Below are 22,886 nucleotides of genomic sequence, written 5' to 3'. Positions count from 1 at the left end.
CCCCAAACATAATATGATCTTTGAGGAAACAAATATTTATTTGTTTCATAGTATCAATTCACTAGCGACCCAATTCCCTATCATAGACAAGATCGCAGTTTTTTTAGCGGATGATCTAAATACTGTTTTTATCAGTTTGCTGGTTCTGATGTTGGTTCTAAAATGGAAAACACATCATCTAATCTTTGCTAAAACCTTATTTATAGTGCTTATCTCTTTGATATTAAGTGACTTAATCGAATATTTTTATCATCATCCACGTCCATTTCAGTTGGATTTGGGACATAAGTTGATTGGGCATGGCCTGAGTTCATCTTTTCCTAGTCAGCATACGCTAACCGTTGTCATTATTGCATTTGCTTATCTACTTGCTGGATTTAAGACAATTGGAATTATTGGCTTGTTCGTCAGTCTGGTTGTTGGTTTATCTAGAATTTATGTCGGTGTTCATTTTCCATTTGATGTGGTTGGTTCGTTTTTAATCGGCTTTTTACTGGTTGTTTTTAGCAACTATATGTTGAAAGAAATGAGCTTGCGTATAAGACGAATGAGGCTACAGCAGTTGTTTGATTGAATTGAAAATGCGATTTAATATTCATTTTATCTTTTTGAATTTATGATTTTTTTACTGGATAGGTAAAATAATTTATAAAGTCTTTACGTTACAACTTTTGTTGCATTCACTAAGCTGATTAGATCGAAATAACTTAGGTCTATAGCCATGAGTGCAGCATTAGCTGAGATAAATTCTGCGACTAAAATTAATAATAATCTTCAACCCTTAGTTGCACGCACTAGGGTTAATGACTCCATTCATAATCACAGCTTCCTCAATGAAGTGGATAGCTATTTAGATACTTATCCTAATACTAAGCACATCGATATTTTCCTTTATGATCTCAATGGGCATTTACGAGGCAAAAGGATAGATATCAGTTGTCTCAAAAGTTTAGATAAGGGTTGTTATCTACCGCTGTCTATTTACGCCATGAGTTTGGATGGAAATGTTGTTGAGGAAACTGGACTAGGCAAGTTTGTCGGTGAACCAGATTATTTATGTGTACCTGTGTTGGGGTCATTACGTCCCAATCCTATAGATCCACATATCAATGCTCAGTTACTTTTAACGATGAAAGAAAATAATTTACAAGCTTGTCGTTATGAACCGCGCAATATTTTAAATAAATTGCTGAATCGATTACATCAGTTAGATTATTTTCCATGTATCGCTGCTGAGCTTGAGTTTTACTTACAGCCTCTATCCCAAGAGAGCCAAAAGTCAGCCATTCCTAAACAATGTTTTGATTTAAACCCACATGCGATATCCAAGCAGTGTTGGATGAAATAGAAACGATTGCTGAAATACAGGGAATACATATCACTGGAATCGTTTCTGAGTCATCGTCAGATCAGTATGAAATTAATCTGCCGCATGGAACTGATATTTTGAAGCTCTGTGACCAAATCTTGATGTTAAAACGGAGTATTAAACAAGTTGCAAATAAACATGGCTTTAAAGCTAATTTTTTAGCAAAACCAGATTTGCATAAAGCAGGGAGTGGAATGCATTTTCATATGAGTCTACTTGATGCTAACAGACATAATATTTTTAGCTGTTCTGAACGTGACTTTGCAAAGCCATTATTAAATGTAATCAGTGGATTGATTCATTTTATGCCAGATTCTATGGCGATCTTAGCCCCCAATTTCAATTCATATCGCCGATTTAAGTTGGGTCAGCATGTTCCTTTGGAAGCAAACTGGGGGTGGAATAATCGTAATGTCGCACTGCGTATCCCATGTGCGGATTCAGAAAATCAAAGAATCGAATATCGAGTAGCTGGAGCCGATTGCAATCCGTATTTAGCAGTCGCCATCATATTAATGGGAACGCTGCATGGCTTAACTCACATATCGGCAATCCCTAAATCGGTGAATCAATCTAAGCAGATTAGTAAACATTATTTTCTTCCGACAGAACAAATGGATGCATTGAAGCGATTTAAAGCTAATCATTGGATGTGTGAATATTTAAATCAAGATTTTGTTGCATTGTGGTGTACTGTTAAACAGGCAGAGTATCAGCATGTCTTGAGTCAGATCACTGCTATTGAAAAAAATTGGGATATTTAAGTCATCACATATTTTGATGTCGGACTCAAAAAAAAGCTGCTAAATGCTTTAATTGGAACAGCATTTATTTAGGCATAGCTTTGTAATGAGTTAAATATAGGCTCAAAACTCTATGAATTTTAAGGCATAACGCATCGAAGGACATAACAAGTCTTTATAGGACAAATAACACTGGTATATGAAAAACAAATTGACAGCATTCAGAAGAGGCTATAATTTAATCTTTAGTTCTAATTTGGAACTTTTTGTAGCCTCTATTTAATTTCAAATAGTTGAGCTAATGTTTTGATTGAAGTAGTAGATCAATAAGAGATGTAAGTCATAAGACTTGCTCATGTGATTTAGTGTTTGCTTACAGAAATGTTATGCGTGAGGAGAGCGACGATGTCAAATGATGTGAATACAATTACAGTGCGCCAAACGCAATTCAAAGCCGAAAAAATTACCACGCAATACACTGAATCTACTTTGATGTCACATTTTCTCACAGCTCTATCCATGAGTTTCCCACAGGGTGAACGCTTTTTTGTTGAAACCGTCCGAAATGTGCGTGATCAAATCCATGATGAACAGCTACAAAAAGATATCTCAGGTTTTATTGGGCAAGAGGCGCATCATGCGCGAGCACATGAGCAGTTTAATCAACTGGTGCAAAGCAATGATTATCATCTAAAAAAGTTTGAAAAGGCTTATGAGCAGGAAATGATCCGCTTAAGAACTTTAAGCAAGCGCCGTCAATTGGCTGCTACAGTTGCACTTGAGCATTTTACGGCGATGATGGCAGGCTATATGCTTGAATATCCAAATATTATGTTTAAAGGCTTATCTGAAAATATGAAGAATCTTTGGCTTTGGCATGCTGTTGAAGAAATCGAACATAAGCATGTGGCATTTGATGTATATCAGCAAGTCTTTGCCAACTTAGCTCAACGTCGTAGAAGTATGCGAACAATTACGGTGGGATTCATCAGTAGCACGATCATAATGACAGGTCATTTAGTCTGGCAAGATCGAAAGAATACCTTATATTCACCGAAGCAGCTGTTCAAGAACACACAAACACTTATGGGTCTTGTCCACATGATGTGGCGTTTATTACCTGACTATTTAGCATTTTATAAAGCAAGTTTTCATCCATCTGAGATTGATCAGCAGGATTTATTGATCAAAGCGAGAGCGTTATTAGCTAGCTAATTTAATGATTGAGATTTAAAAGTACTGTATTTTTTAGCGTTTGCTTGGTAAATAATTTACGGCATAAAAATGCGCATCTATTTTTGATTTTAAAAAGCTTAAATGATTTATCAACTGTTACTTCAATGTACAAAGCTGATCTTTTTATGCAGGGTATGAATTTCTATATCACTGGCGTAGACCATATTAAAAAATATTGACTTCAACAGCTAAATGGTGCGCTCAGCGGGACTCGAACCCACGTCGGTCGCTTAGGAGGCAACTGCTCTATCCAGTTAAGCTATGAGCGCATAATTAAATGATTATAAACAAAAAAGTGATTGCCTTAGCAATCACTTTTTGATGAAACCGACTAGCTGTATTTAGCTCTTATTTTTCAAATTTAAAACACGATAGAGCACAAACATTAGAACAATCCAAATAGGAATCATGAGCACAGATTCTTTAAAACCTTGCTGCCACATGATGTAAAGTACAACCGCAATAAATGCGAGTACAAGATAATTGCTGAATGGTGACCATAAAGCAGGGAAGCTCGTTGTTAATGCTTTTTGTTTGACCATCGCTTTAAATTTCAAATGCGTCAAACTGATCATTGCCCAGTTTAAAACTAAAGCACCCACCACCACATACATCAAATGACCTAAGGCATCTTCTGGTACGAAGTAGTTTAAAAGTACACATCCGAAGATGAGCAATGCGGAAAGCAATACGGCTGGAACAGGAACACCTTGTTTATTCACTTTAGCAAATACTTTAGGTGCATTACCTTGTTCAGCTAAACCAAACAACATGCGGCTGTTTGCATACATACCACTGTTATATACAGATAATGCTGCGGTTAAGATAATGAAGTTAAGTAGGTGAGCAGCCCAACCAATTCCCATTTGGCTGAAAATCATTACAAATGGGCTTTTATCTAAGCCACCTAAATCAAGCTGATTCCATGGCACAAGTGATAATAAAATTGTGAGTGAACCGATGTAGAAAATCAGAATACGGAACACTACTTGGTTGATCGCTTTAGGAATCGTTTTCTTTGGATCATTGGCTTCAGCCGCTGCCATACCGATTAATTCAATACCACCAAATGCAAACATCAAGAATGCCAGCATGAAGAATAGACCTTCAAACCCATTCGGGAAGAATCCACCATGACTCCAAAGGTTGGTAAATGAAGCCGTAGAGTTGGCATCCGCAGTGAACAGCAAGAACAGACCAAATAAAATCATCGCTACAACAGCGGTAACTTTAATAATGGCTAACCAAAATTCTGACTCACCATAGAATTTTACATTAGTGAGGTTGATCGCTGTAATAATCACAAAGAAGAATAAAACTGACTGCCATGCAGCAATATGGGGCCACCAGTAATTGATATATTTTGCGACTGCCGTGAGCTCACTCATCGCAACGAGGATATACAATATCCAATAATTCCAACCTGATAAAAAGCCTGGAAATTTACCCCAATATTGATATGCAAAATGACTAAATGAACCTGCTACAGGTTCTTCTACGATCATTTCACCGAGTTGACGCATGATTAAAAAAGCAATCAAACCGCCAATCGCATAACCCAAAATAATAGATGGTCCAGCAGACTGGATGACTTGCGCAGAACCTAAAAATAAGCCCGTACCAATAGCCCCACCCATCGCGATGAGTTGGATATGGCGGTTTTTTAGTCCACGCTGAAGTTTAGAAGAATCGTTGTTCAAAGGACTGAGCTCGACGAAGAATAAGTGGATTATTCTAATAGATTGAATGATTTTCGACTAGTAAAAGTACAGGCGGGCTATGACTGTAAAGTTGTTTTTAAAATTCATTTAAAATCTTATATTTGGGTGAATAGTAAACTAAGTGAAGTTTGTTTTCTGATCATTTAAATCGGGCACTAGATTTTTAAACCGCGTATAAATGTTTCGATGCCATTGTTAATCTGTACAAAAATACTCAATATAGTGAGCACATTTTACCCATAACAATTGACCGAAAAGCAATTGGTCGTATGGCATATTTTATTGCTGTGAAGTAATTTTAGACTCAAGATTTACTTGCACCAAGAACATGATAAAAGGATGAAATTGACATGAGCTCAGTACCGCAAATCAAAGTCCCTGCAACATATATGCGTGGTGGCACAAGTAAGGGTGTTTTTTTCAAACTTGATGATTTACCTGAAGCGGCACAAGAAGCAGGCAAAGCACGTGATCAACTTCTTCTCCGTGTGATTGGTAGTCCTGACCCATACTGTAAACAAATCGATGGTATGGGAGGGGCGACCTCAAGTACCAGTAAAACGGTAATTTTGGCTAAAAGTACACAGCCTGAACATGATGTTGATTATTTATTTGGACAGGTTTCAATTGATCAGCCTTTTGTAGATTGGAGTGGTAACTGCGGAAACCTCACTGCTGCTGTAGGTTCTTTTGCAATTTCAAATGGTTTGGTGGATGCAGCTCGTATTCCTGAAAATGGAATTTGCACAGTTCGCATTTGGCAGAAGAATATTCAAAAAACTATTATTGCGCACGTACCAGTGACCAATGGTCAAGTTCAAGAAACAGGTGATTTTGAATTAGATGGTGTCACTTTCCCTGCAGCAGAAGTTCAAATCGAATTTTTAGATCCTGCTGATGATGGTGAAGAAGGTGGGGATATGTTCCCTACAGGAAATGTTGTTGATGAATTGGTGGTACCTGAGATCGGTACTTTCCATGCAACTTTCATTAATGCAGGTATTCCAACTATTTTCTTAAATGCAGAAGCGATTGGTTATCAAGGTACTGAATTACAAGATCATATTAATGGTGATGCCGCAGCACTAGCTCGTTTTGAAAAAATTCGTGCGTATGGTGCTGTTCAAATGGGTTTGATTAAAGACATTTCTGAAGCTGCTGCGCGTCAGCATACTCCGAAGATTGCTTTTGTATCTCAACCAAAAACCTATACATCATCAAGTGGTAAAACAGTTGAAGCTGCTGATGTTGACTTATTAGTTCGTGCATTATCTATGGGTAAACTTCACCATGCCATGATGGGAACTGCTGCAGTTGCAATTGGTACTGCTGCTGCGATTCCTGGCACGTTGGTGAATTTAGCTGCTGGTGGTGGTGAGCGTGAAGCGGTTCGTTTTGGACATCCATCAGGCACGTTACGTGTTGGTGCTCAAGCTGAGTTGATTGATGGAAAATGGGCTGTGAAAAAAGCTATTATGAGTCGTAGTGCACGTGTTCTGATGGAAGGTTGGGTTCGTGTACCAGGTGATACCTTCTAAGCCGTTTTCATCAATTTTAAACACCTCCATTTGGGGGTGTTTTTATTTTGTATAGCTTGAAAAATACAAAGATAATCTATCGGGATAAATAGTGATATGATGTTGCCATTCTGACAGATGCTGTCACTTCTTCATTTATTCATTTTTCGAGGCAATTGTGTCGTCTATTTCTCCAGTTAATGCGGATGTTTTAAAACAAGCTCAACAACGTATTCAACAAGATTTATTGACAGCATTGGCTGCATTTTCTCTCCCAGAACCACTCAAAGCAGCTGTTCACCATGCCGTCATGCTTGGTGGTAAAAGAGTCCGCCCAGCTTTATGTTATGCGGCTGCTTCGTTACAAGCCAACCAAAACTTTGCTGCCGCACGTCGTGCAGCTGTCGCAGTAGAACTGATTCATTGCTACTCACTCGCACATGATGATTTGCCTTGCATGGATAATGATTTACTGCGTCGTGGTCAACCGACTTGTCATGTTGCATTTGGTGAAGATACTGCTTTGTTGGCAGGTGATATTCTGCAATCAATGGCATTTGAGATTTTAGGCAGTCGTTTATTTGACGACCAGGCACAAGGTACAGATGCAGCTATTGTTCTTAAGCAAATGCAAATCTTAGCTACAGCAAGTTCAAAGATGGTTTGCGGTCAGGTTTTGGATCTTCAAGCTGAAGGTAAGCATGTTGCCCAAAATGAATTGGAAAATATTCACCGTAATAAGACAGGTGCTTTAATTCAGGCTGCCATCATGATGGGGGCAGTGACTATTTACTCTGGCACAGATCAGGCGATTCCAAAATTACGTCAGTTTGGTCAGAGCATTGGCTTAGCTTTCCAAGTTCAGGATGACATTTTGGATATTACGGCGAGCACTGAAACCTTAGGTAAAACCGCAGGCAAAGATGAACAAGTCCAAAAATCAACATATCCTGCTTTAATGGGTTTAGAGCAGGCACAAGTCTATGCACAAACCTTACATGATCAAGCATTTGAAGCATTAGAATACTTTGGTGAAAATGCCAAAGAGCTGATTGAGATTTCTAAATTTTTATTAGATCGAAAAAATTAATTTGGGGAAGTATATGAACGTACAAGCTTTACGGTTTGTGGGAACGCTTGAAGGCATTTCATTTTTATTATTGCTCGGCGTTGCCATGCCGATTAAGTATATTTGGGGAAATCCTGTTTTTGTCAAATATATTGGGATGGGGCATGGTGTTTTATTTGTACTATTCCTTGTGATGCTTTTAGTTGTTTGTCATCGAATGAAATGGTCTCTGTCGATCTTTAATTTGGGCTTGATTGCTGCCATTTTACCATTTGGCCCTTTTATCTTTGATCGTAAAGTTAAGCAATTAGCCGAAAAAGATCATTCAACGTTGATCGCAGAGTAAGATGAACTCAAGCACAAAAAAAAGCCATGATGATCATGGCTTTTTTTGCAAATAAAACGTTAAAAACAATTAACGTCCCATAAGACCACGAATTGTATTTAAAACATCGGCTGGTAAAACCACTGTTTTTGCATTATTCGATTTCGCCATATCTTGCATAGCTTTTACATATTGTTCGCCCAATAGGTAAGCAACAGGAATTTCTTTGTCGCCAACAGCATTGGTCACCATATTAATTGCTTTCTCTGATGCTTCTGCAAGAACAACTTGAGCTTCTGCATCACGACGAGAGGCTTCGAGACGTCCTTCAGCTTCCAAAATCGCTGCTTGTTTTTCACCATCAGCTTTAGTAACAGTTGCACGACGCTGACGTTCAGCTGCGGCCTGTGCTTCCATTGCAGATTGCATCGTATGTGATGGTTGAATATCTTGAATTTCTACAGTTTTAAGTGTAATCCCCCAATCAGAAATATCATCTGAAATGGCAGCCTTTAATTTCGCTTTGATATGATCACGTGATGACAAGGCATCATCCAAATCCATTTCACCTACGATCGAGCGCAGAGAAGTTTGTACAAGATTTTGAATCGCCCAAGTATAGTTTTCGATACCATACACAGCTTTTTCTGGTGTGGTCAGATTGATATAAGCAACTGCATTCATCACTAACACAGCGTTATCACGTGTGATCACTTCTTGTGATGGAATATCTAAGACAATATCTTTCGTCGTGATTTTATATGCAACTTCATCTACATATGGAATCACAAAATTGAGACCTGGATTCAACGTGGTATGGTATTTACCAAGACGTTGAACAATCCATTTATAACCTTGGGGAACAATTCGAACCCCTTTAAAAATGGTTATACCAACAAAAGCGAAGAGCGCTAAAACAACAATAGTACCGACAGACATTAGAAACCCTCTTTATGTTTATGAAGTGCTATGCGGTTGAACAACTAAATCATTACCCATGATATCAATAACACGAACACGATCTCCGATTTTTACAGGAGCTGTGCTTCGACAGTTCCACTCATCAGAGCCGAGTACAGGCATTGGAAAACGCACCACGATTTGACTGTGATCCAGTCCAGTTTGGATGACCATCCCCACTTGACCAATGGTTGCTTCACGGGATAAACCCGCTTTGGTCTTATCAATTGAGAGTGGTTTTATAAATTTAAACCAAAGAATCGTACATAAAATCGATAAAATCCCCCAAGTGATCACTTGAGTGGTAAAGCCCATCATTGGGAAAAGCCAAAGTAAAATACACACCATCACTGCTGCTATACCAAACCATAGTGCAGCAAATGCAGGTAATACCAATTCTGAAAGAATTAACAAAATACCTAATACCAACCAGTGCCAAGGCTCAACTACAAATTCCATAGATTTGCTCGTATCGTTAAACGGTAAATAGAGGTGAAAAAATATTCACCTCTAGCACTGTAACAGATGATTATCTTTATGAATATATAAAGATAATGAATGTGTTTTAGAATTTTGGTCGAGGGGCAGGTTTGAATGCTGCAGGGGATTTTTTGAAGTTAGTAATTGCAGCTCGGATCGCTGTGATCTTGGCTTGAGCCGCCTTTTCACCTTCTAAGATAGCTTGGTTACTTGATTTTAGATCAAGTACACCGAGATGACCGACTTTCGGCTGAATCACGACAGTAGCTTGATTAAGTTCTTCGTTAATACTTTGCTGACCCATGATATTAATCGTCTGATCTAGTAATCCCCACATATTCATGGGTTTATCACCTGTAGGACGCGCAGAAATATCAACCGCGATTACGATATCAGCACCCATATCTTTCGCTGTTTTTACAGGAATAGGGCTGACTAAACCACCGTCGACATATTTGGTACCACCGATGACTGTTGGCACAAAGACATTTGGAATACTACATGATGCACGTACGGCTTGACCTGCATTGCCTTTAATAAATTCAGCTTTCTTGCCGTTGTCTAAACGAGTTGCTACAGCAGCAAAACGTATTGGGAATTTCTCAATCGGTTTGTTGGCAACTTGACTGTTGACATAATTCTGAAGTTTTTGCCCCATGATAAAACCTTGGCTATTTAAGGTGAGATCACGGATGTCAGACTCTTGTAGTTTTAATGCAAGACTTTGCATCTGATAAGGCGTTTGCCCACTTGCATAAATGCTACCAACAAAGCTGCCAGCACTGGTGCCGGTCACAATTTTAGCTTTAATGCCATGTGACTCAAGGACTTTGATGACGCCAATATGTGAAAAGCCTTTAGCACCGCCACCGCCTAATGCTAAAGCAATCACGGGCTCACGTGCTTTTAAGGTTGAAGTTGGTGGCGTTTTTTTTGCAACTTGATCACAACCAAATAATGTCAAGCTAACAAGTGCTAAACAGGAGAGTTGAGCAATTTTCATATCAAAAGGAGATAAAATCGACGAAAAGATGGGCACATCTCAGCAGATTTGCCCTCGATTTTCTAGTTTTTTTTCACAAGTTTTTGTAATGGCTCTGCTAACCAATTTGGATTTTTGGGAGAAAAATGTCCTTGGTAAAAACCCATAATTTTTTCAAGATCTTGTTGATAATGACCTGTTGGCGTAAAGGCACCTAAGCAGTAAATCGTTTTGTGGTCATAATCAAAAGAAAACATCACAATCGGAATACCTGCTGCATGTGCAATATGGTAGAAACCACTTTTCATTTTTTCGGCTTTTTTACGCGTACCTTCAGGTGCCATTCCGACCCAGATTCGATCGCACTTTTGAATTTCCGCAACGACCTGTTCAGTCAAACCATTGGTACTGTCACGATGCACAGGGATTAATCCCGCCCAGTTGAGAAGGGGCTTAAACGGAGGCTTAAATAGTGTATCTTTGCCTAGAACCGTAATCTTGAGCCCCAAACCGCCAATCGCAAGAAAACCGTACCACCCATCAATATTAGACGTATGTGGTGAGATAATAGCGACTGCTTTGGGTAAGTTTGGAATTTCACCAATCACTTTCCAACCTTGACTTAGAAAGAGTTTCTTACACAATGCACGGCTATAACTGGTTCCTCTTTGTGGTACTAGAGGCGGTAATTCAGGAAAATGTTGTGACATAGGTTCAGAAAAATAATGACAACTTTAATCATCTTAAACTTTCACTACCTGCATCGCATTGGCAAAAAATGAGATTTTAATGTGGTGGTTTTGAGAGGATTAGATAGTTGAACTTACAAAGAAATACTTTAGGAACAGCCTTACATGCCTAATCTTCGTCAAATCTATTTATTGCTATTTTCGTTGTATTGGGCACAAGGATTACCTGTCGGTTTTATGACACATGCTTTACCTGTGATTTTAAGATCTCAAGGTGTATCTCTGGCACATATTGGCGGTTTTGGATTATTGATGTTGCCGTGGTCGATCAAAATCTTTTGGGCTGTATATGTTGATCGTTATGCAATCTCGAATTTAGGTCACTATCGCAGTTGGATTATTCCTACTCAATTCGCTAGTGTCATTATTTTGGTGATATTGTCCTTTTTTCCGATTCATGCACTTGATCAACCTCTGTATTTATTAATCTTCTTTACTTTGCTGTTATGTATAAATCTTACAGGTGCGACTCAAGATATTGCGACGGATGCTTTAGCTGTTAATTTACTTAAAAATGATCAATTACACTGGGGTAATACCTTTCAAGTGATTGGTTCTCGGTTAGGGTTTATCGTCGGTGGAGGTGTCGTACTTTGGTGCTTGGATTGGTTATATTGGCAAAAAACATTTTTATTGTTGGCGGTTTTAGTATTCCTGAATACCATTCCTATTTTATTTCATAAAGAACCTGAACGAATTAAATCGATAAATTCAAATAACAGCTCAAATCATTCAAAAATTAATTCGATTAAACAATATCTTCATTATTTTAGCTCGTCTCCACAGTTAAAAGCATGGTTGCTAGTATTAATCACTTTTAAGATTGTTGATGGATTGACAGGGCCTATATTAAAACCACTTGCTGTTGATTTAGGTTTAAATTTTTCTCAAATTGGACTTTATATTACAATTTTAGGTGCTGTAGCTGCATTGGTAGGTGCAGCAATTGCAGGGGTGTTGTTGAAATATCTGTCTAAGGCTTATGCCTTGATTATATTTTCTATGTTAAAAATTCTAAGTCTATTTTTCTATGTTTATTTGGGTTATGTATTTGAACATCATAAAAAAATTGATTCTTCTATAATATATGTAATCAATGCCTTTGAGGACGCATGTTCCGCGATGTTGTTGGTAGTCATGCTCAGCTTAATTATGAACTACAGCCGTAAACACTTTGCGGGAACTGACTTTACTTTGCAGGTTTCAATTATGGCGACAGTCAGTGGTTTATTATATTTACTAAGTGGATTACTTGGTGATTTGCTTGGATATTACAATTATTTGTCTGTAATTTTTCTAATATCATTCATTTGTTTGCTACCAATTTTTAATTGGAAGAAATATGTAAATATTAATCAAGGTTGATTACAAATTTATAAAGCTTAGATATTAAACTGTAATATTTCAATGTGAGAATCTACGGCTTTTCGATAAATGTATATCTTCATTCAATTTTTTTTTAGCTCTATTTCTTGAGTTTGAAACATGATGGGTAATATTGTAAATTACTGACTAATAAATATTTTTTGGTGTGGATATAATAAAAAAAGATAAGGTGTTAGTCTCGGCTAAAAATTAAACTTTAGTCGAAAATGGAATAAATAAATAAGATTTTAATCGTTTTGTCATATAAGGTTAATGTGTAGGATTTGTTACAAATTTAACTAGGATGGCAAAAATGAAAATCAAAATTGTAACAGCAGCAGTATTAGGTTTACTTGCAACCTCTACTTTTGCAGCACCAACAATCTACGGTGAAATCGACGCGAGTGTTGATTATTTACCAGAAAAAAATGCGACAAAATCAAACAAAGATGTTTGGGAAATTAGTTCGAACATCACCTTTATCGGATTCAAAGGTGATGAGAAATTAACAGAGCGTTTAAGTGCTGTTTATGCTGCTGAATGGGGATTCAGTGCAGATGGTGACAGCAGTGATTGGACTCAACGTAACCGTTTTGTTGGCTTAAAAGACAGCAAGTTGGGTACAGTGAAAATCGGTAAACATGACACACCAGTCAAGCAACTCTCTAGTGTTGTAGATACCTTCAACAACTATGTTGCTAACAAAGCAGATGTAACAGGGATTTTTACTGGCGAAAACCGTATTGATAATGTAGTGATCTATGAGTCACCTGCAGTCAAAGTTCTTGATGGTGCATTTAAATTTAATGCTTTACTGGCAACAGGTGAGGCGACTGGAATTAAGCAAAGCAGTGGTGGTGCCAAAGTTGAAGGTCAGGGCTTAGGTGATGCTTGGTCAGCTTCGGTAACTTATGAAAACCCACTTTTTGTTGCGGGTCTCGGTTATGACAAAGCGATCCCAAGTACGTTCTTAGGTAAAGGTATTTTAAATGCATCTGATCCTGAAATTGCAGGCGGATCAGTGTTTGCTGCGGCAAATACAGTTCGTGCGATTGGCCGATTAAATCCAATTGAAGGTTTAGCGCTTAAAGCACTTTATCAAAGTTCAGAAGTTGAAGAAACTTCTTATGCTGATGCGGGTGATGCAACTAAATGGGCTGCAAAAGCTAAAAATATTGATGATGCACAAGGTTGGTTAGTCGGTGCTGAATATAACATTCCACAGTCTAAAAACTGGACAGTGAAAGCTCAATACAGCCAAAACGATACCAGTTTCAAAGACAACAGTGCAGACTTCAAAGCTAAACAAGTCATCGCAGGTGCGGATTATGCATTTAGTAAGCAAGTAAAAACCTATGGTTATGCTGGCTATTTAACGCTTGAGCAAGCGGATAAAAAAGACAAGCAACCTGTAGGTGGCCTAGGATTAGAATTCAAATTCTAATCTTATCTTTCCCAAAGCACTCAAAAGTTATTTGTTTTGAGTGCTTTTTTATTATTTGAATGAATTATTAAGATTTAAATAATATATGAATATTGAAAATGATTATTGTTAACTCAATTATTGTTTTAAATTTTTTGAAAAAAATAATAATATAGATAAAATTTATTAAAATTGGTTGCTGAAAAATTAATCATTTAAGTCATTTTTAAGTTTCAGCTCCTATTTTAATGTCACCCAAAATTATCATTTCTATCTATTGTGACGATGACTATGCTGCTGAAAAAACTAAGGGCAAAGCCTATTTCGCTACTCACGTTTAACCTATTGCTTTCAATTTGGTTAGGACTTTTCTTAAATTTTGCTTTTTATGAAAAGCTTCAGTCGCTTACACCTTATACAGGTATTAAAGCAGGGTTATTCGTAGCCGCTTCAGCTGTAGTCGTTATCTCAGCATATTTCTTTCTTTTTCAATTTTTGAACTGGAAATGGACAGCGAAGCCTGTTGCAATCGCCATGGTATTTATTGGTGGATTTGCTTCATATGCTGTCAGCACATTAGGGGTGTTAATCACTTCAGATCAGATTCAGAATTTGATGCAAACAGATATCGCTGAAGCAAGAGATACGTGGTCGATACATTTGGTCACTTGGACACTGGGCATGACCGTATTACCGATTATTGCTATATTGATCGTAAAACTGAAATCTGAACCGATCTTGAAGCAGTTGTTGAAAAAGGTCATGGCGACGATTGTATCACTAGCGATGGTGGGTGGGTTATTGTTCGTGTTTTACGTGGATTTTGCGGCAATCTTCCGTGAAAACCGTGATTTAAAAGGAATGATCTCTCCACAAAATATGATTGCTTCTTTTGTGTCTTATTATAAAAAGAAAGCGCCTAAAGAAAATTTACCATTGGTCACTTATGGGACTGATGCAAAACTTGTAAAAGAAAATTCTGCTCGTCCGAAATTGATGGTTTTGGTGGTAGGTGAGACAGCTCGTGCTGAAAACTTTTCTTTAAATGGTTATGCGAAAAATACTAACCCGAAATTATCAAAGCAAGACATTATTAACTTCTCTCAAGTAAGTTCATGTGGTACAGCAACGGCTGTTTCATTGCCATGTATGTTCTCTGGTATGCCTCGTAAAGATTATGATGAAGGGCTTGCCCGTCATCGAGAAGGTTTACTTGATATCGCACAACGTGCTGGCTATAAAGTCACTTGGATTGATAATAACTCTGGTTGTAAGGGTGCTTGTGACCGCGTTGAGCAGTTTAAAATACCTGAACCTATCAAGCAAAAATGGTGTGAAGAAGGTGAATGTTTTGACGATCTTTTAATTGATAGTTTGAAAACATATATCGCAACTATTCCTAATAATGATACGCAACCTCGATTGATCGTTTTACATCAAATGGGCAGTCATGGACCTGCGTATTACAAACGTGTTCCGCCACAGTTCAAAGTCTTTAAACCAACTTGTGATACCAATGCGATCCAAGGATGTAGTCAAGATGCACTGATTAATAGTTATGACAATACCTTGTTGTACACTGACTATGTGTTAGATTCATTGATTGAAACATTAAAAAATACAACGCAGTATGAGACAGGTTTGTGGTATTTATCAGATCATGGTGAATCAACAGGTGAAAGTGGTATGTATCTACATGGTGCACCATATGCGATTGCACCAAGTCAGCAAACACATGTACCGATGTTGATGTGGTTCTCTGATGCGTGGAAGCAACAAGCCAGTCGTCAAGTCCAGTGTTTAACACAGCAAAAAACTAAAGCATTAAGCCAAGACAATTTATTCCCGACTTTATTGAGCTTGCTGAATGTCAAAACGAAAGTAATTGATTCAAAAAATGACATGCTGTCTGCATGTTCAAATTCCTAAGAATGAGGAAATCATGACTAAAATCTTGATGATCGAAGATGACTTTATGATCGCAGAGTCAACCTTGACTCTATTGCGTTATCATCAGTTTGAAGTGGAGTGGGTCAATAATGGTGTGGATGGTTTAACGATGTTGACCAAACAACCATTTGACTTAGTACTGCTAGATCTAGGATTGCCTCTGATGGATGGGATGCAAATCTTAAGACAGATTCGTCAGCGATCTTCTATACCTGTTTTAATTATCTCAGCGCGTGATCAACTCCAAAATCGAGTGGATGGACTGAATCAAGGTGCTGACGATTATTTGATTAAACCTTATGAGTTCGACGAATTACTCGCACGTATTCATGCTTTGTTACGACGTGGCGGTACTGAGAATGCACAATATAAACAACAAACCCAATTGCTCAAAAGTGGTGATTTAGTTCTAGATGTGGAACAACATTTAGCGACCTTTAAAGGGCAGCAGATTGAATTATCCAATCGTGAGTGGGCGATCTTGATTCCATTAGTCAGTCATCCCAACAAGATTTTTTCTAAAACAAATCTAGAAGATAAGTTGTATGATTTTGACAGTGAAGTCACGAGTAATACCATCGAAGTCTATGTCCATCATTTGCGAGCTAAGTTGGGTAAAGACTTTATTCGTACTATTCGTGGATTGGGCTATAGATTAGGACAAGCATAAGTATTATGAAGGTATCCAAGCAATATTCCCTCAAGAAAAGATTAATCTGGGGGACATCAGTTTTTAGTTTATTGCTTGGATGTTTATTAATTTTCACCGCTTATAAGATCGCTTTGCATGAAGTTGATGAGATCCTCGATACGCAAATGCAATATATGGCTGAACGGTCTACTACTCAGCCTTTAACCACCATCACCAGTAAAATCGAATTGCATCGGACTTATCACGAGGAAGATTTACTGGTTGATATTTGGGCGTACAAAGATCAAAGTCACTTATGGCATCAAACACATCTATTGATTCCACCAGTGAAGCAAGCAGGTTTTTACACGCAAGAAACACCACAAGGAAAATGGCGTGTTTATGTCATTCCTTTAAAAGATTATCAAATTCAAGTTAGCCAACAAGAGCAGGTACGCAAGAACTTCGCTTGGGAGTTGGCAGGCAGTATGTTTGTGCCATATGTGCTGTTACTACCTTTTGCAATTATTATCTTAGCATTCATTATTAGTCTCAGTTTAAAACCTTTAGAAGACTTCAAGGCCGAATTGCGCAGTCGAGATTCGGATGGCTTAGCACCGATTGATAGCCAAGATTATCCGCAAGAGTTGATTCCAACCATTGAAGAAATGAATCATTTGTTTGGACGAATCCAACAGGCACAGGCTGAACAAAAGCAATTTATTGCAGATGCTGCACATGAACTCAGAACACCTGTAACGGCATTAAATCTACAAACCAAGATTTTAATGAGTCAATTCCCTGAGCACGAAGCCTTAATTAATCTAAGTAAAGGATTGGCGAGGATTCAGCATCTGGTGACGCAATTACTGGCATTGGCTAAACAAGATGTAGGTTTAAATTTGATTGAGCCAAATACGGAGTTTCGTTTGAATGATGTTGCACTCAATTGCGTCGAGCAATTGGTCAACTTAGCCATGCAAAAAGAAATAGATTTGGGTTTTGAGCGTAATGATGTGATTGAAATGAATAGTTTGGAGTCAACGATTCATTCGATTATTTTTAACCTGATCGATAATGCGATTAAGTATACGCCTAATCAAGGCATCATTAATATTTCAGTCTATAGTGACCAAGACAATTTTGCATGTGTGCAAATTGAAGACAGTGGTGTTGGCATCGACCCTGAAAACTACGATAAAGTATTAAAACGTTTCTATCGTGTGCATCACCACCTAGAAGTGGGCAGCGGCTTAGGACTTTCCATCGTTGATAAAGCTATTCAACGTTTAGGCGGTACGCTGCAACTGTCTCGTAGTATTGATTTGGGTGGCTTATCCGTTTTAGTGCGCTTACCTAAAATTTTAAATCATCACTGAGTCACTTTGATTTAAGCATTGCTTTCTGCATGCTCTCGAAGATAACGCAGAAACAACACACATTTTTGGATGCGTTTACCATCATTGCCAACACGGTTTACGTTGAGTCTGAGCACCCAGTTTAAGCGTTTTCCAACTTTGCAAATGTCTTTATACACTTGTGGTTCAGCGAGTAGAGCTTGGTAAAGGATATAGCTTGCATCATTAAGCTGTTCAAATTCGAAATGATAGGCCGTCGAGAAAATATATAAAATCCAATCACGGACAAAACAATCGTGCAAGCTGAGCACAGATGCAGGATCAGTTTCGAAATCAATAAAACTAAAATGTCTTTCTTGATCGACTAAAATATTACGTGCAAAAGCTTCGCTTAAATAACCACCTTGCAAATGAACATATTGAACGGCTTGAATCGCTTGGGTAAATAAAGTGGTTTTAGCTGCTAAATCATCTTTGCAGTATGCAAGTGCTTGATCTAATTGTTTAACTTTACTTTGATGTTGAGCGCCAATATCTTCCAGTAAAATCCCTTTGTCAGAATGAGCAAGTACATTAGGTGTTGATACACCAAGTTGTTTGAGCTGTTGAATACGCTGATATTCACATCGAATCGCCGCCGCACCACCTTGATTCGGGACAGGCATAATGGCACCAAGATTGAAAATCTTGGCAAGCCATTTCAATGGCGTATATAACCATAGACCATGACGTTCAGATGCTTTTTTTAACCATACTTTACCAGTATCGAGCTTATAAGCCTGAATAGATGCTTGTTGGGTTTTTAAGGTATTGTCTAAAAAAGTCTGAAAGTCATCCATTCGCAGCAAACTATAATTAGGTGATTGTATAAGGGTATTTGAGTAATCACTTTACCACATCAGGCAAAACTTTCGGAGTATCAATTATGTTCGAGCGTATGAGATGGCGTTGGTAGGTTAAAGCATATACAGCAAGATTGATTGCAAAGCAGATCCACGCTGTCCATAAATTATGGCTGAGAAAATGAGCACCACGCATCATCTGCGCCCATCCCATCGCAAAACCAAGTAGGATACCTGCAAATAAATAAAACCATGCTCTTTTTTGTTCATCGAGTCGATAGACAAAATAACCTGTTACCAGTGCAAAGCCTGTACTAGCATGTCCACCAGGAAAACAATGTCCTGCTGTAGCAGAAAAATCCCATGTGAAGCCTGTGGTTGTTGCAGTCGTCATCGCCCAAGGACAAGCATGAGCAGCATTTGCTTTGATTAGCCCGATCACACAAGTACATAACATGCTGACCCAAAACATATAGCCATATTTCCAGCGCTTTGCTTTGAGTTTTTCAACTTTGAAAGATGCTATCCATAATAAGAAAAAACTAATGTAGACCAGCGTTAAAACCTTTTTGACATAGGTATGATTGAGTTTTGCTAGATACCAATCGCCTTTTAGCGCAAAATCACCAAATGTACCCACCCAAGGTTGGATTAGGTACATATCTATGTTGCCCCCTACAGGAAAGACCCACCACAAAATAAAAAAACTGATTAAAAGTAAGAAACTGGTCAGTAGAAAAAATGGCGTTTTAATAATCATAGGATTAAACGTCGAAAAGTAAACAATCTATGATTTATTAAACTGTTTTAATCTTAAACAGCTCTTAAAATTGACATAAAAAAAGCGGCGTTTCCGCCGCATAAAACATTAAAACTTAAAACATTGATTCTTCAGAATTCGCTGAAATCTTATGAATCGAAAGGTCAGCACCACGATACTCATCTTCTTGAGATAAACGGATGCCCATAGTGACTTTTAAAATGCCATATACGACAAAACCACCTACCAATGCGATGGCAACACCTAAGCCAGTTCCGATGATTTGAGAAATAATCGATACTCCACCCAAACCGCCAAGCGCTTGCTGGCCAAAGATACCTGCTGCAATACCCCCAAAAGCACCACAGACACCATGTAATGGCCAAACACCCAAGACATCGTCGACTTTGAGTTTGTTTTGCGTGTAAGTAAATAGATAAACGAACATGCCACCAGCAGCTCCACCAATAACCAATGCACCGATAGGATGCACGATGTCAGAACCAGCACAGATCGCCACTAAACCAGCTAAAGGACCATTGTGCAAGAAGCCTGGGTCATTTTTACCCATAAAGTTAGCTGCCAAAGTACCGCCAACCATCGCCATCAATGAGTTGATCGCAACTAAGCCAGAGATAGCATCAACACGTTGAGCACTCATTACGTTGAAGCCAAACCAACCTACGATCAAAATCCATGAACCTAAAGCAAGGAATGGAATAGATGAAGGAGGGTGAGCACTTACACGACCGTCATTTTTATAACGACCATTACGCGCACCTAACAAGATCACCGCAGCTAAGGCAATCCACCCACCCATCGCGTGTACAACCACAGAACCAGCGAAATCATGGAAAGTTGCACCAAAAGAGCTTTCAAGCCATTTTTGGAAACCATAGTTTCCATTCCAAATCATCCCCTCAAAGAACGGGTAGATCAGGGCAACTAGAAGTAAAGTTGCGATCGCTTGTGAACGCATTTTGGCACGTTCAGCAATACCCCCAGAGACAATCGCTGGAATGGCTGCAGCAAAGGTCAATAAAAAGAAGCAACGCATCAGGTTATAACCATGATCAGCAGCTAAAACTTCGCCTGCATGAAAAAAGTTTTGTCCATAGGCAATCCAATAACCAACAAAGAAGTAGGCAATTGCGGAAATGGCAAAGTCAGTCAGAATTTTACTGAGTGCATTGACTTGGTTTTTGTGACGAACGGTGCCTAGCTCTAAAAATGCAAAGCCTGCGTGCATTGCCAAAACCAGTACTGCACCGAGCAGTAAGAAAAATAGATCTACGTTTTGCATAGTGGTGCTCAAAAAAAGTGCTAAATTTTATTTTGGTGCAAGTATTTGATTCGTTTTTGCACCAAAATGGATTTAGTAAATCTAAAAACCAAGCTGTAGCGTCACAACTCAATTTGATGGATTTTGTGATGCAAAAAACGCACCAATTTAGAAAATAAATTGTAAATATGATGAAAATTGGTGCGTGTTGTCTGAAAAGCATAGGGCCTTAAAGATTGATACAAAGGAAGGCGAATCATTTGTATCAATAAAACACTTGAGAGCATGAGTTTGCACTTTGTTGGATTTAGTGTAGAAGTCTGAATCAGTTGCGATCAAATTTATTTGATTTTAATGAGTAGTTCATCTAATCCGAACATAATTCATAAAAAATACCTGATATATTTGAGAGATCAAAAAATCATTTGCGATAGGGAGCAATGAAAAAGAATATGTTCCAAATCGACACCTTTCGTAATCGTTTACTGATTGTATTTGCAGGCATGGCCCTTATTCTAGGGTTGTGTATTACCTTGTATATTGGATATAAAGCCTCAGCGCAAATGACTCAATCCAGTGGTCAAACGCTGTACGCGACGGCAAAAAATATTAGCAATACTTTGGCAAATTCTCTGACAGAACGCGAGCGGGAGATGGTGCTTTTAAGTGAGTCTCCATTTTTTATAGATACCGACTTTAAAAATCCTAAACTGCAATTGAAACTCGATCAAGTACAACAGTCGTATAAGTATTATGCATGGTTAGGAATTGCAAACCCTAGTGGGAAAGTAGAAGTTGCGGCCAATAAACTACTAGAAGGGGCAGATGTTTCAGCAAGACCATGGTTTATTGAAGGCTTGAAACATGTTTATTTGGGCGATGTACATGAAGCAGTTCTGCTTGCGAAAAAATTAAAAGCCATTAATCCCAATGAACCCATGCGTTTTATTGATTTTGCAACGCCAATCTACGACCCAAATACCAAAGTATTGAAAGGTGTTTTGGCCGCACATGCAGATTGGAGTTGGGCTCAGCAAGTTTTAAAAACAGCTTTGCCAGAAGATGCAGCTGAAAAAGGCATCGAGGTATTTATTGTCAATAAGCAAGGGGAGATTCTTTATCCCTATAAAAGTATTGGACAAGTTCAATTACCTGCGATCTCGCAGCAGCACAATCATTATTTTGTTGATACTTGGAATGAGGGACAGAAGTATTTGACCACAGATGTTGCCGTGATCTCAGATACAGAAATGAGCTTAGGATGGCATGTCATAATCCGTCAACCCGTGTCTACAGCACTTGCGGAGGTTCGTGCTTTACAGCAACAAATTGTGCTGATTGGTTTAATCGTCACCTTATTCATGCTTACTCTCACTTATCGCTTAGCCAATCGTTTTAGCCGTCCAATTGAAAATTTAGCGAAAAGTGCACATGCGGTCGAAGAGGGACAAGAAGATATTCATTTTGAGGTAAATAGTAGTATTCGAGAAATTACAGGTTTATCACAGTCTTTAAATAGCATGACTAAAACGCTGTTAACCCAAAAACATCAGCTCATGGATGCCAATATCACGCTTGAACAAAAGGTACAAGAACGCACGCAGGAACTCGAACAAGCCAATATTGAATTAGAAAAATTGGCTCGGTACGACGCATTAACGGAATTATATAACCGACGCGCACTCACGGATTATTTAGATTATTTGTACGCACAGTTTGCACGAAGTCATTTGGCTTATGCGGTGTTGTTAATGGATGTCGATTTCTTCAAAAAAGTGAATGATCAATATGGGCACGAAGTAGGCGACTTTGTTCTGAAAAGCGTAGCGCAACAGTTGTCCTCGACGGTGCGTGAGTCTGACTTTGTTGCCCGTTATGGTGGTGAAGAGTTTGTAGTGTTGTTACCTGCTACATCGCTTGAAGGGGCAGTAGCTTTGGCGGAAAATCTGCGACAGGCGGTAGAAAATGCGCCTATTTTGGATCATCATCCAATTTCCATCAGCATCGGAGTGAGTGTGGTACAGGCTGGGGATAGTGATGCACAGGCTGCGATGCGTCGTGCCGACCAATATTTGTATCAAGCTAAAGCACAAGGTCGTAACCGAGTGATTGGAGCTTAATTGC

General features: G+C 38.5%; 19 protein-coding genes, 1 tRNA gene and 1 pseudogene. 12 read left to right on the top strand and 9 right to left on the bottom strand.

Features of this window, described 5'->3' with window-relative positions:
* Nucleotides 1-13: 13 nt before the first annotated feature.
* From IRT38_RS14860 to IRT38_RS14850, 3 genes and pseudogenes are all read left to right on the top strand, one after another.
* Nucleotides 14-574, top strand: a complete 561-nt coding sequence (locus tag IRT38_RS14860; RefSeq protein ID WP_004963780.1) for a phosphatase PAP2 family protein — start codon at nucleotides 14-16, stop codon at nucleotides 572-574.
* Nucleotides 575-721: 147 nt separating this feature from the next.
* A pseudogene (locus tag IRT38_RS14855) lies at nucleotides 722-2,133 on the top strand (glutamine synthetase family protein).
* Nucleotides 2,134-2,517: 384 nt separating this feature from the next.
* Nucleotides 2,518-3,327, top strand: coding sequence for a metal-dependent hydrolase (locus IRT38_RS14850; protein WP_151738800.1), 810 nt, complete (start codon nucleotides 2,518-2,520; stop codon nucleotides 3,325-3,327).
* Between the two features lie 214 nt (nucleotides 3,328-3,541).
* Here IRT38_RS14850 and IRT38_RS14845 read toward each other — a convergent pair.
* Nucleotides 3,542-3,617, bottom strand: a tRNA-Arg gene (locus tag IRT38_RS14845).
* 72 nt (nucleotides 3,618-3,689) lie between these two features.
* Nucleotides 3,690-5,048 (bottom strand): amino acid permease, encoded by a 1,359-nt coding sequence (locus tag IRT38_RS14840; protein ID WP_125272782.1) that lies wholly within the window; start codon nucleotides 5,046-5,048, stop codon nucleotides 3,690-3,692.
* 371 nt (nucleotides 5,049-5,419) lie between these two features.
* On the opposite strand from IRT38_RS14840, the gene prpF reads away from it, so the two are divergent.
* The 3 genes from prpF (at nucleotide 5,420) to IRT38_RS14825 (ending at nucleotide 8,001) form a co-directional block, all read left to right on the top strand.
* Entirely contained in the window at nucleotides 5,420-6,607 is a 1,188-nt protein-coding gene (gene prpF, locus IRT38_RS14835) for a 2-methylaconitate cis-trans isomerase PrpF (RefSeq protein WP_194598116.1), read from the top strand.
* A gap of 157 nt (nucleotides 6,608-6,764) precedes the next feature.
* Nucleotides 6,765-7,676, top strand: a complete 912-nt coding sequence (locus tag IRT38_RS14830) for a polyprenyl synthetase family protein (protein WP_194598115.1) — start codon at nucleotides 6,765-6,767, stop codon at nucleotides 7,674-7,676.
* A 13-nt stretch (nucleotides 7,677-7,689) separates the two neighbouring features.
* Nucleotides 7,690-8,001, top strand: a complete 312-nt coding sequence (locus IRT38_RS14825) for a DUF3817 domain-containing protein (RefSeq protein ID WP_004963712.1) — start codon at nucleotides 7,690-7,692, stop codon at nucleotides 7,999-8,001.
* A gap of 69 nt (nucleotides 8,002-8,070) precedes the next feature.
* On the opposite strand, the gene IRT38_RS14820 is transcribed toward IRT38_RS14825, so the two are convergent.
* The 4 genes from IRT38_RS14820 to IRT38_RS14805 all read right to left on the bottom strand — a co-directional run bounded on the left by IRT38_RS14820 (nucleotide 8,071) and on the right by IRT38_RS14805 (nucleotide 11,112).
* Nucleotides 8,071-8,919 (bottom strand): SPFH domain-containing protein, encoded by an 849-nt coding sequence (locus tag IRT38_RS14820; protein WP_004908506.1) that lies wholly within the window; start codon nucleotides 8,917-8,919, stop codon nucleotides 8,071-8,073.
* An 18-nt stretch (nucleotides 8,920-8,937) separates the two neighbouring features.
* Nucleotides 8,938-9,399 (bottom strand): NfeD family protein, encoded by a 462-nt coding sequence (locus tag IRT38_RS14815; protein ID WP_194598114.1) that lies wholly within the window; start codon nucleotides 9,397-9,399, stop codon nucleotides 8,938-8,940.
* Nucleotides 9,400-9,505: 106 nt separating this feature from the next.
* Nucleotides 9,506-10,423 carry a patatin-like phospholipase family protein gene (locus IRT38_RS14810; RefSeq protein WP_005402178.1) on the bottom strand — a complete coding sequence of 306 codons (918 nt, stop codon included), beginning with the start codon at nucleotides 10,421-10,423 and terminating at the stop codon, nucleotides 9,506-9,508.
* A gap of 62 nt (nucleotides 10,424-10,485) precedes the next feature.
* A complete protein-coding gene (locus tag IRT38_RS14805) occupies nucleotides 10,486-11,112 on the bottom strand; it encodes a lysophospholipid acyltransferase family protein (RefSeq protein ID WP_087540586.1) in 627 nt (208 codons plus the stop codon).
* Between the two features lie 144 nt (nucleotides 11,113-11,256).
* Here IRT38_RS14805 and IRT38_RS14800 point away from each other — a divergent pair, with 144 nt between their 5' ends.
* The 5 genes from IRT38_RS14800 to IRT38_RS14780 all read left to right on the top strand — a co-directional run bounded on the left by IRT38_RS14800 (nucleotide 11,257) and on the right by IRT38_RS14780 (nucleotide 17,899).
* Nucleotides 11,257-12,516 (top strand): MFS transporter, encoded by a 1,260-nt coding sequence (locus IRT38_RS14800; RefSeq protein ID WP_194598113.1) that lies wholly within the window; start codon nucleotides 11,257-11,259, stop codon nucleotides 12,514-12,516.
* Between the two features lie 313 nt (nucleotides 12,517-12,829).
* Entirely contained in the window at nucleotides 12,830-13,960 is a 1,131-nt protein-coding gene (locus IRT38_RS14795; RefSeq protein ID WP_194598112.1) for a porin, read from the top strand.
* 270 nt (nucleotides 13,961-14,230) lie between these two features.
* Entirely contained in the window at nucleotides 14,231-15,868 is a 1,638-nt protein-coding gene (locus IRT38_RS14790; RefSeq protein ID WP_194598111.1) for a phosphoethanolamine transferase, read from the top strand.
* A 13-nt stretch (nucleotides 15,869-15,881) separates the two neighbouring features.
* Complete coding sequence (locus IRT38_RS14785) at nucleotides 15,882-16,559, top strand: response regulator transcription factor (RefSeq protein ID WP_194598110.1); 678 nt, start codon at nucleotides 15,882-15,884, stop codon at nucleotides 16,557-16,559.
* 5 nt (nucleotides 16,560-16,564) lie between these two features.
* Nucleotides 16,565-17,899: a sensor histidine kinase gene (locus IRT38_RS14780; RefSeq protein WP_194598109.1), complete on the top strand. Its 1,335-nt coding sequence runs from the start codon at nucleotides 16,565-16,567 to the stop codon at nucleotides 17,897-17,899.
* Nucleotides 17,900-17,910: 11 nt separating this feature from the next.
* On the opposite strand, the gene IRT38_RS14775 is transcribed toward IRT38_RS14780, so the two are convergent.
* The 3 genes from IRT38_RS14775 to IRT38_RS14765 form a co-directional block, all read right to left on the bottom strand.
* The gene (locus tag IRT38_RS14775; RefSeq protein WP_099949052.1) at nucleotides 17,911-18,717 is read right to left on the bottom strand and encodes a serine/threonine protein kinase; all 807 of its coding nucleotides are present in this window, start codon (nucleotides 18,715-18,717) and stop codon (nucleotides 17,911-17,913) included.
* Nucleotides 18,718-18,763: 46 nt separating this feature from the next.
* A complete protein-coding gene (locus IRT38_RS14770) occupies nucleotides 18,764-19,480 on the bottom strand; it encodes a phosphatase PAP2 family protein (RefSeq protein ID WP_194598108.1) in 717 nt (238 codons plus the stop codon).
* Nucleotides 19,481-19,595: 115 nt separating this feature from the next.
* Entirely contained in the window at nucleotides 19,596-20,783 is a 1,188-nt protein-coding gene (locus IRT38_RS14765) for an ammonium transporter (RefSeq protein WP_004908475.1), read from the bottom strand.
* Between the two features lie 431 nt (nucleotides 20,784-21,214).
* On the opposite strand from IRT38_RS14765, the gene IRT38_RS14760 reads away from it, so the two are divergent.
* Complete coding sequence (locus IRT38_RS14760; protein ID WP_194598119.1) at nucleotides 21,215-22,882, top strand: sensor domain-containing diguanylate cyclase; 1,668 nt, start codon at nucleotides 21,215-21,217, stop codon at nucleotides 22,880-22,882.
* The last annotated feature ends 4 nt before the right edge of the window (nucleotides 22,883-22,886 follow it).

The sequence above is a fragment of the Acinetobacter sp. SK-43 genome, assembly GCF_015351505.1.
In the GTDB taxonomy this organism is placed as follows: domain Bacteria; phylum Pseudomonadota; class Gammaproteobacteria; order Pseudomonadales; family Moraxellaceae; genus Acinetobacter; species Acinetobacter junii.
Note: the sequence above shows the minus strand (reverse complement) of the source record. Positions and strands in the feature narration are given on the sequence as shown.

Coding starts and splice junctions, on each gene's coding strand:
- IRT38_RS14795 (WP_194598112.1), top strand. CDS start 12,830: ATGAAAATCAAAATTGTAACAGCAGCAGTATTAGGTTTACTTGCAACC.
- IRT38_RS14810 (WP_005402178.1), bottom strand. CDS start 10,423: ATGAAAATTGCTCAACTCTCCTGTTTAGCACTTGTTAGCTTGACATTA.
- IRT38_RS14805 (WP_087540586.1), bottom strand. CDS start 11,112: ATGTCACAACATTTTCCTGAATTACCGCCTCTAGTACCACAAAGAGGA.
- IRT38_RS14785 (WP_194598110.1), top strand. CDS start 15,882: ATGACTAAAATCTTGATGATCGAAGATGACTTTATGATCGCAGAGTCA.
- IRT38_RS14765 (WP_004908475.1), bottom strand. CDS start 20,783: ATGCAAAACGTAGATCTATTTTTCTTACTGCTCGGTGCAGTACTGGTT.
- IRT38_RS14775 (WP_099949052.1), bottom strand. CDS start 18,717: ATGGATGACTTTCAGACTTTTTTAGACAATACCTTAAAAACCCAACAA.
- IRT38_RS14760 (WP_194598119.1), top strand. CDS start 21,215: ATGTTCCAAATCGACACCTTTCGTAATCGTTTACTGATTGTATTTGCA.
- IRT38_RS14770 (WP_194598108.1), bottom strand. CDS start 19,480: ATGATTATTAAAACGCCATTTTTTCTACTGACCAGTTTCTTACTTTTA.
- IRT38_RS14850 (WP_151738800.1), top strand. CDS start 2,518: ATGTCAAATGATGTGAATACAATTACAGTGCGCCAAACGCAATTCAAA.
- IRT38_RS14820 (WP_004908506.1), bottom strand. CDS start 8,919: ATGTCTGTCGGTACTATTGTTGTTTTAGCGCTCTTCGCTTTTGTTGGT.
- IRT38_RS14860 (WP_004963780.1), top strand. CDS start 14: ATGATCTTTGAGGAAACAAATATTTATTTGTTTCATAGTATCAATTCA.
- IRT38_RS14800 (WP_194598113.1), top strand. CDS start 11,257: ATGCCTAATCTTCGTCAAATCTATTTATTGCTATTTTCGTTGTATTGG.
- IRT38_RS14815 (WP_194598114.1), bottom strand. CDS start 9,399: ATGGAATTTGTAGTTGAGCCTTGGCACTGGTTGGTATTAGGTATTTTG.
- IRT38_RS14825 (WP_004963712.1), top strand. CDS start 7,690: ATGAACGTACAAGCTTTACGGTTTGTGGGAACGCTTGAAGGCATTTCA.
- prpF (WP_194598116.1), top strand. CDS start 5,420: ATGAGCTCAGTACCGCAAATCAAAGTCCCTGCAACATATATGCGTGGT.
- IRT38_RS14790 (WP_194598111.1), top strand. CDS start 14,231: ATGCTGCTGAAAAAACTAAGGGCAAAGCCTATTTCGCTACTCACGTTT.
- IRT38_RS14780 (WP_194598109.1), top strand. CDS start 16,565: ATGAAGGTATCCAAGCAATATTCCCTCAAGAAAAGATTAATCTGGGGG.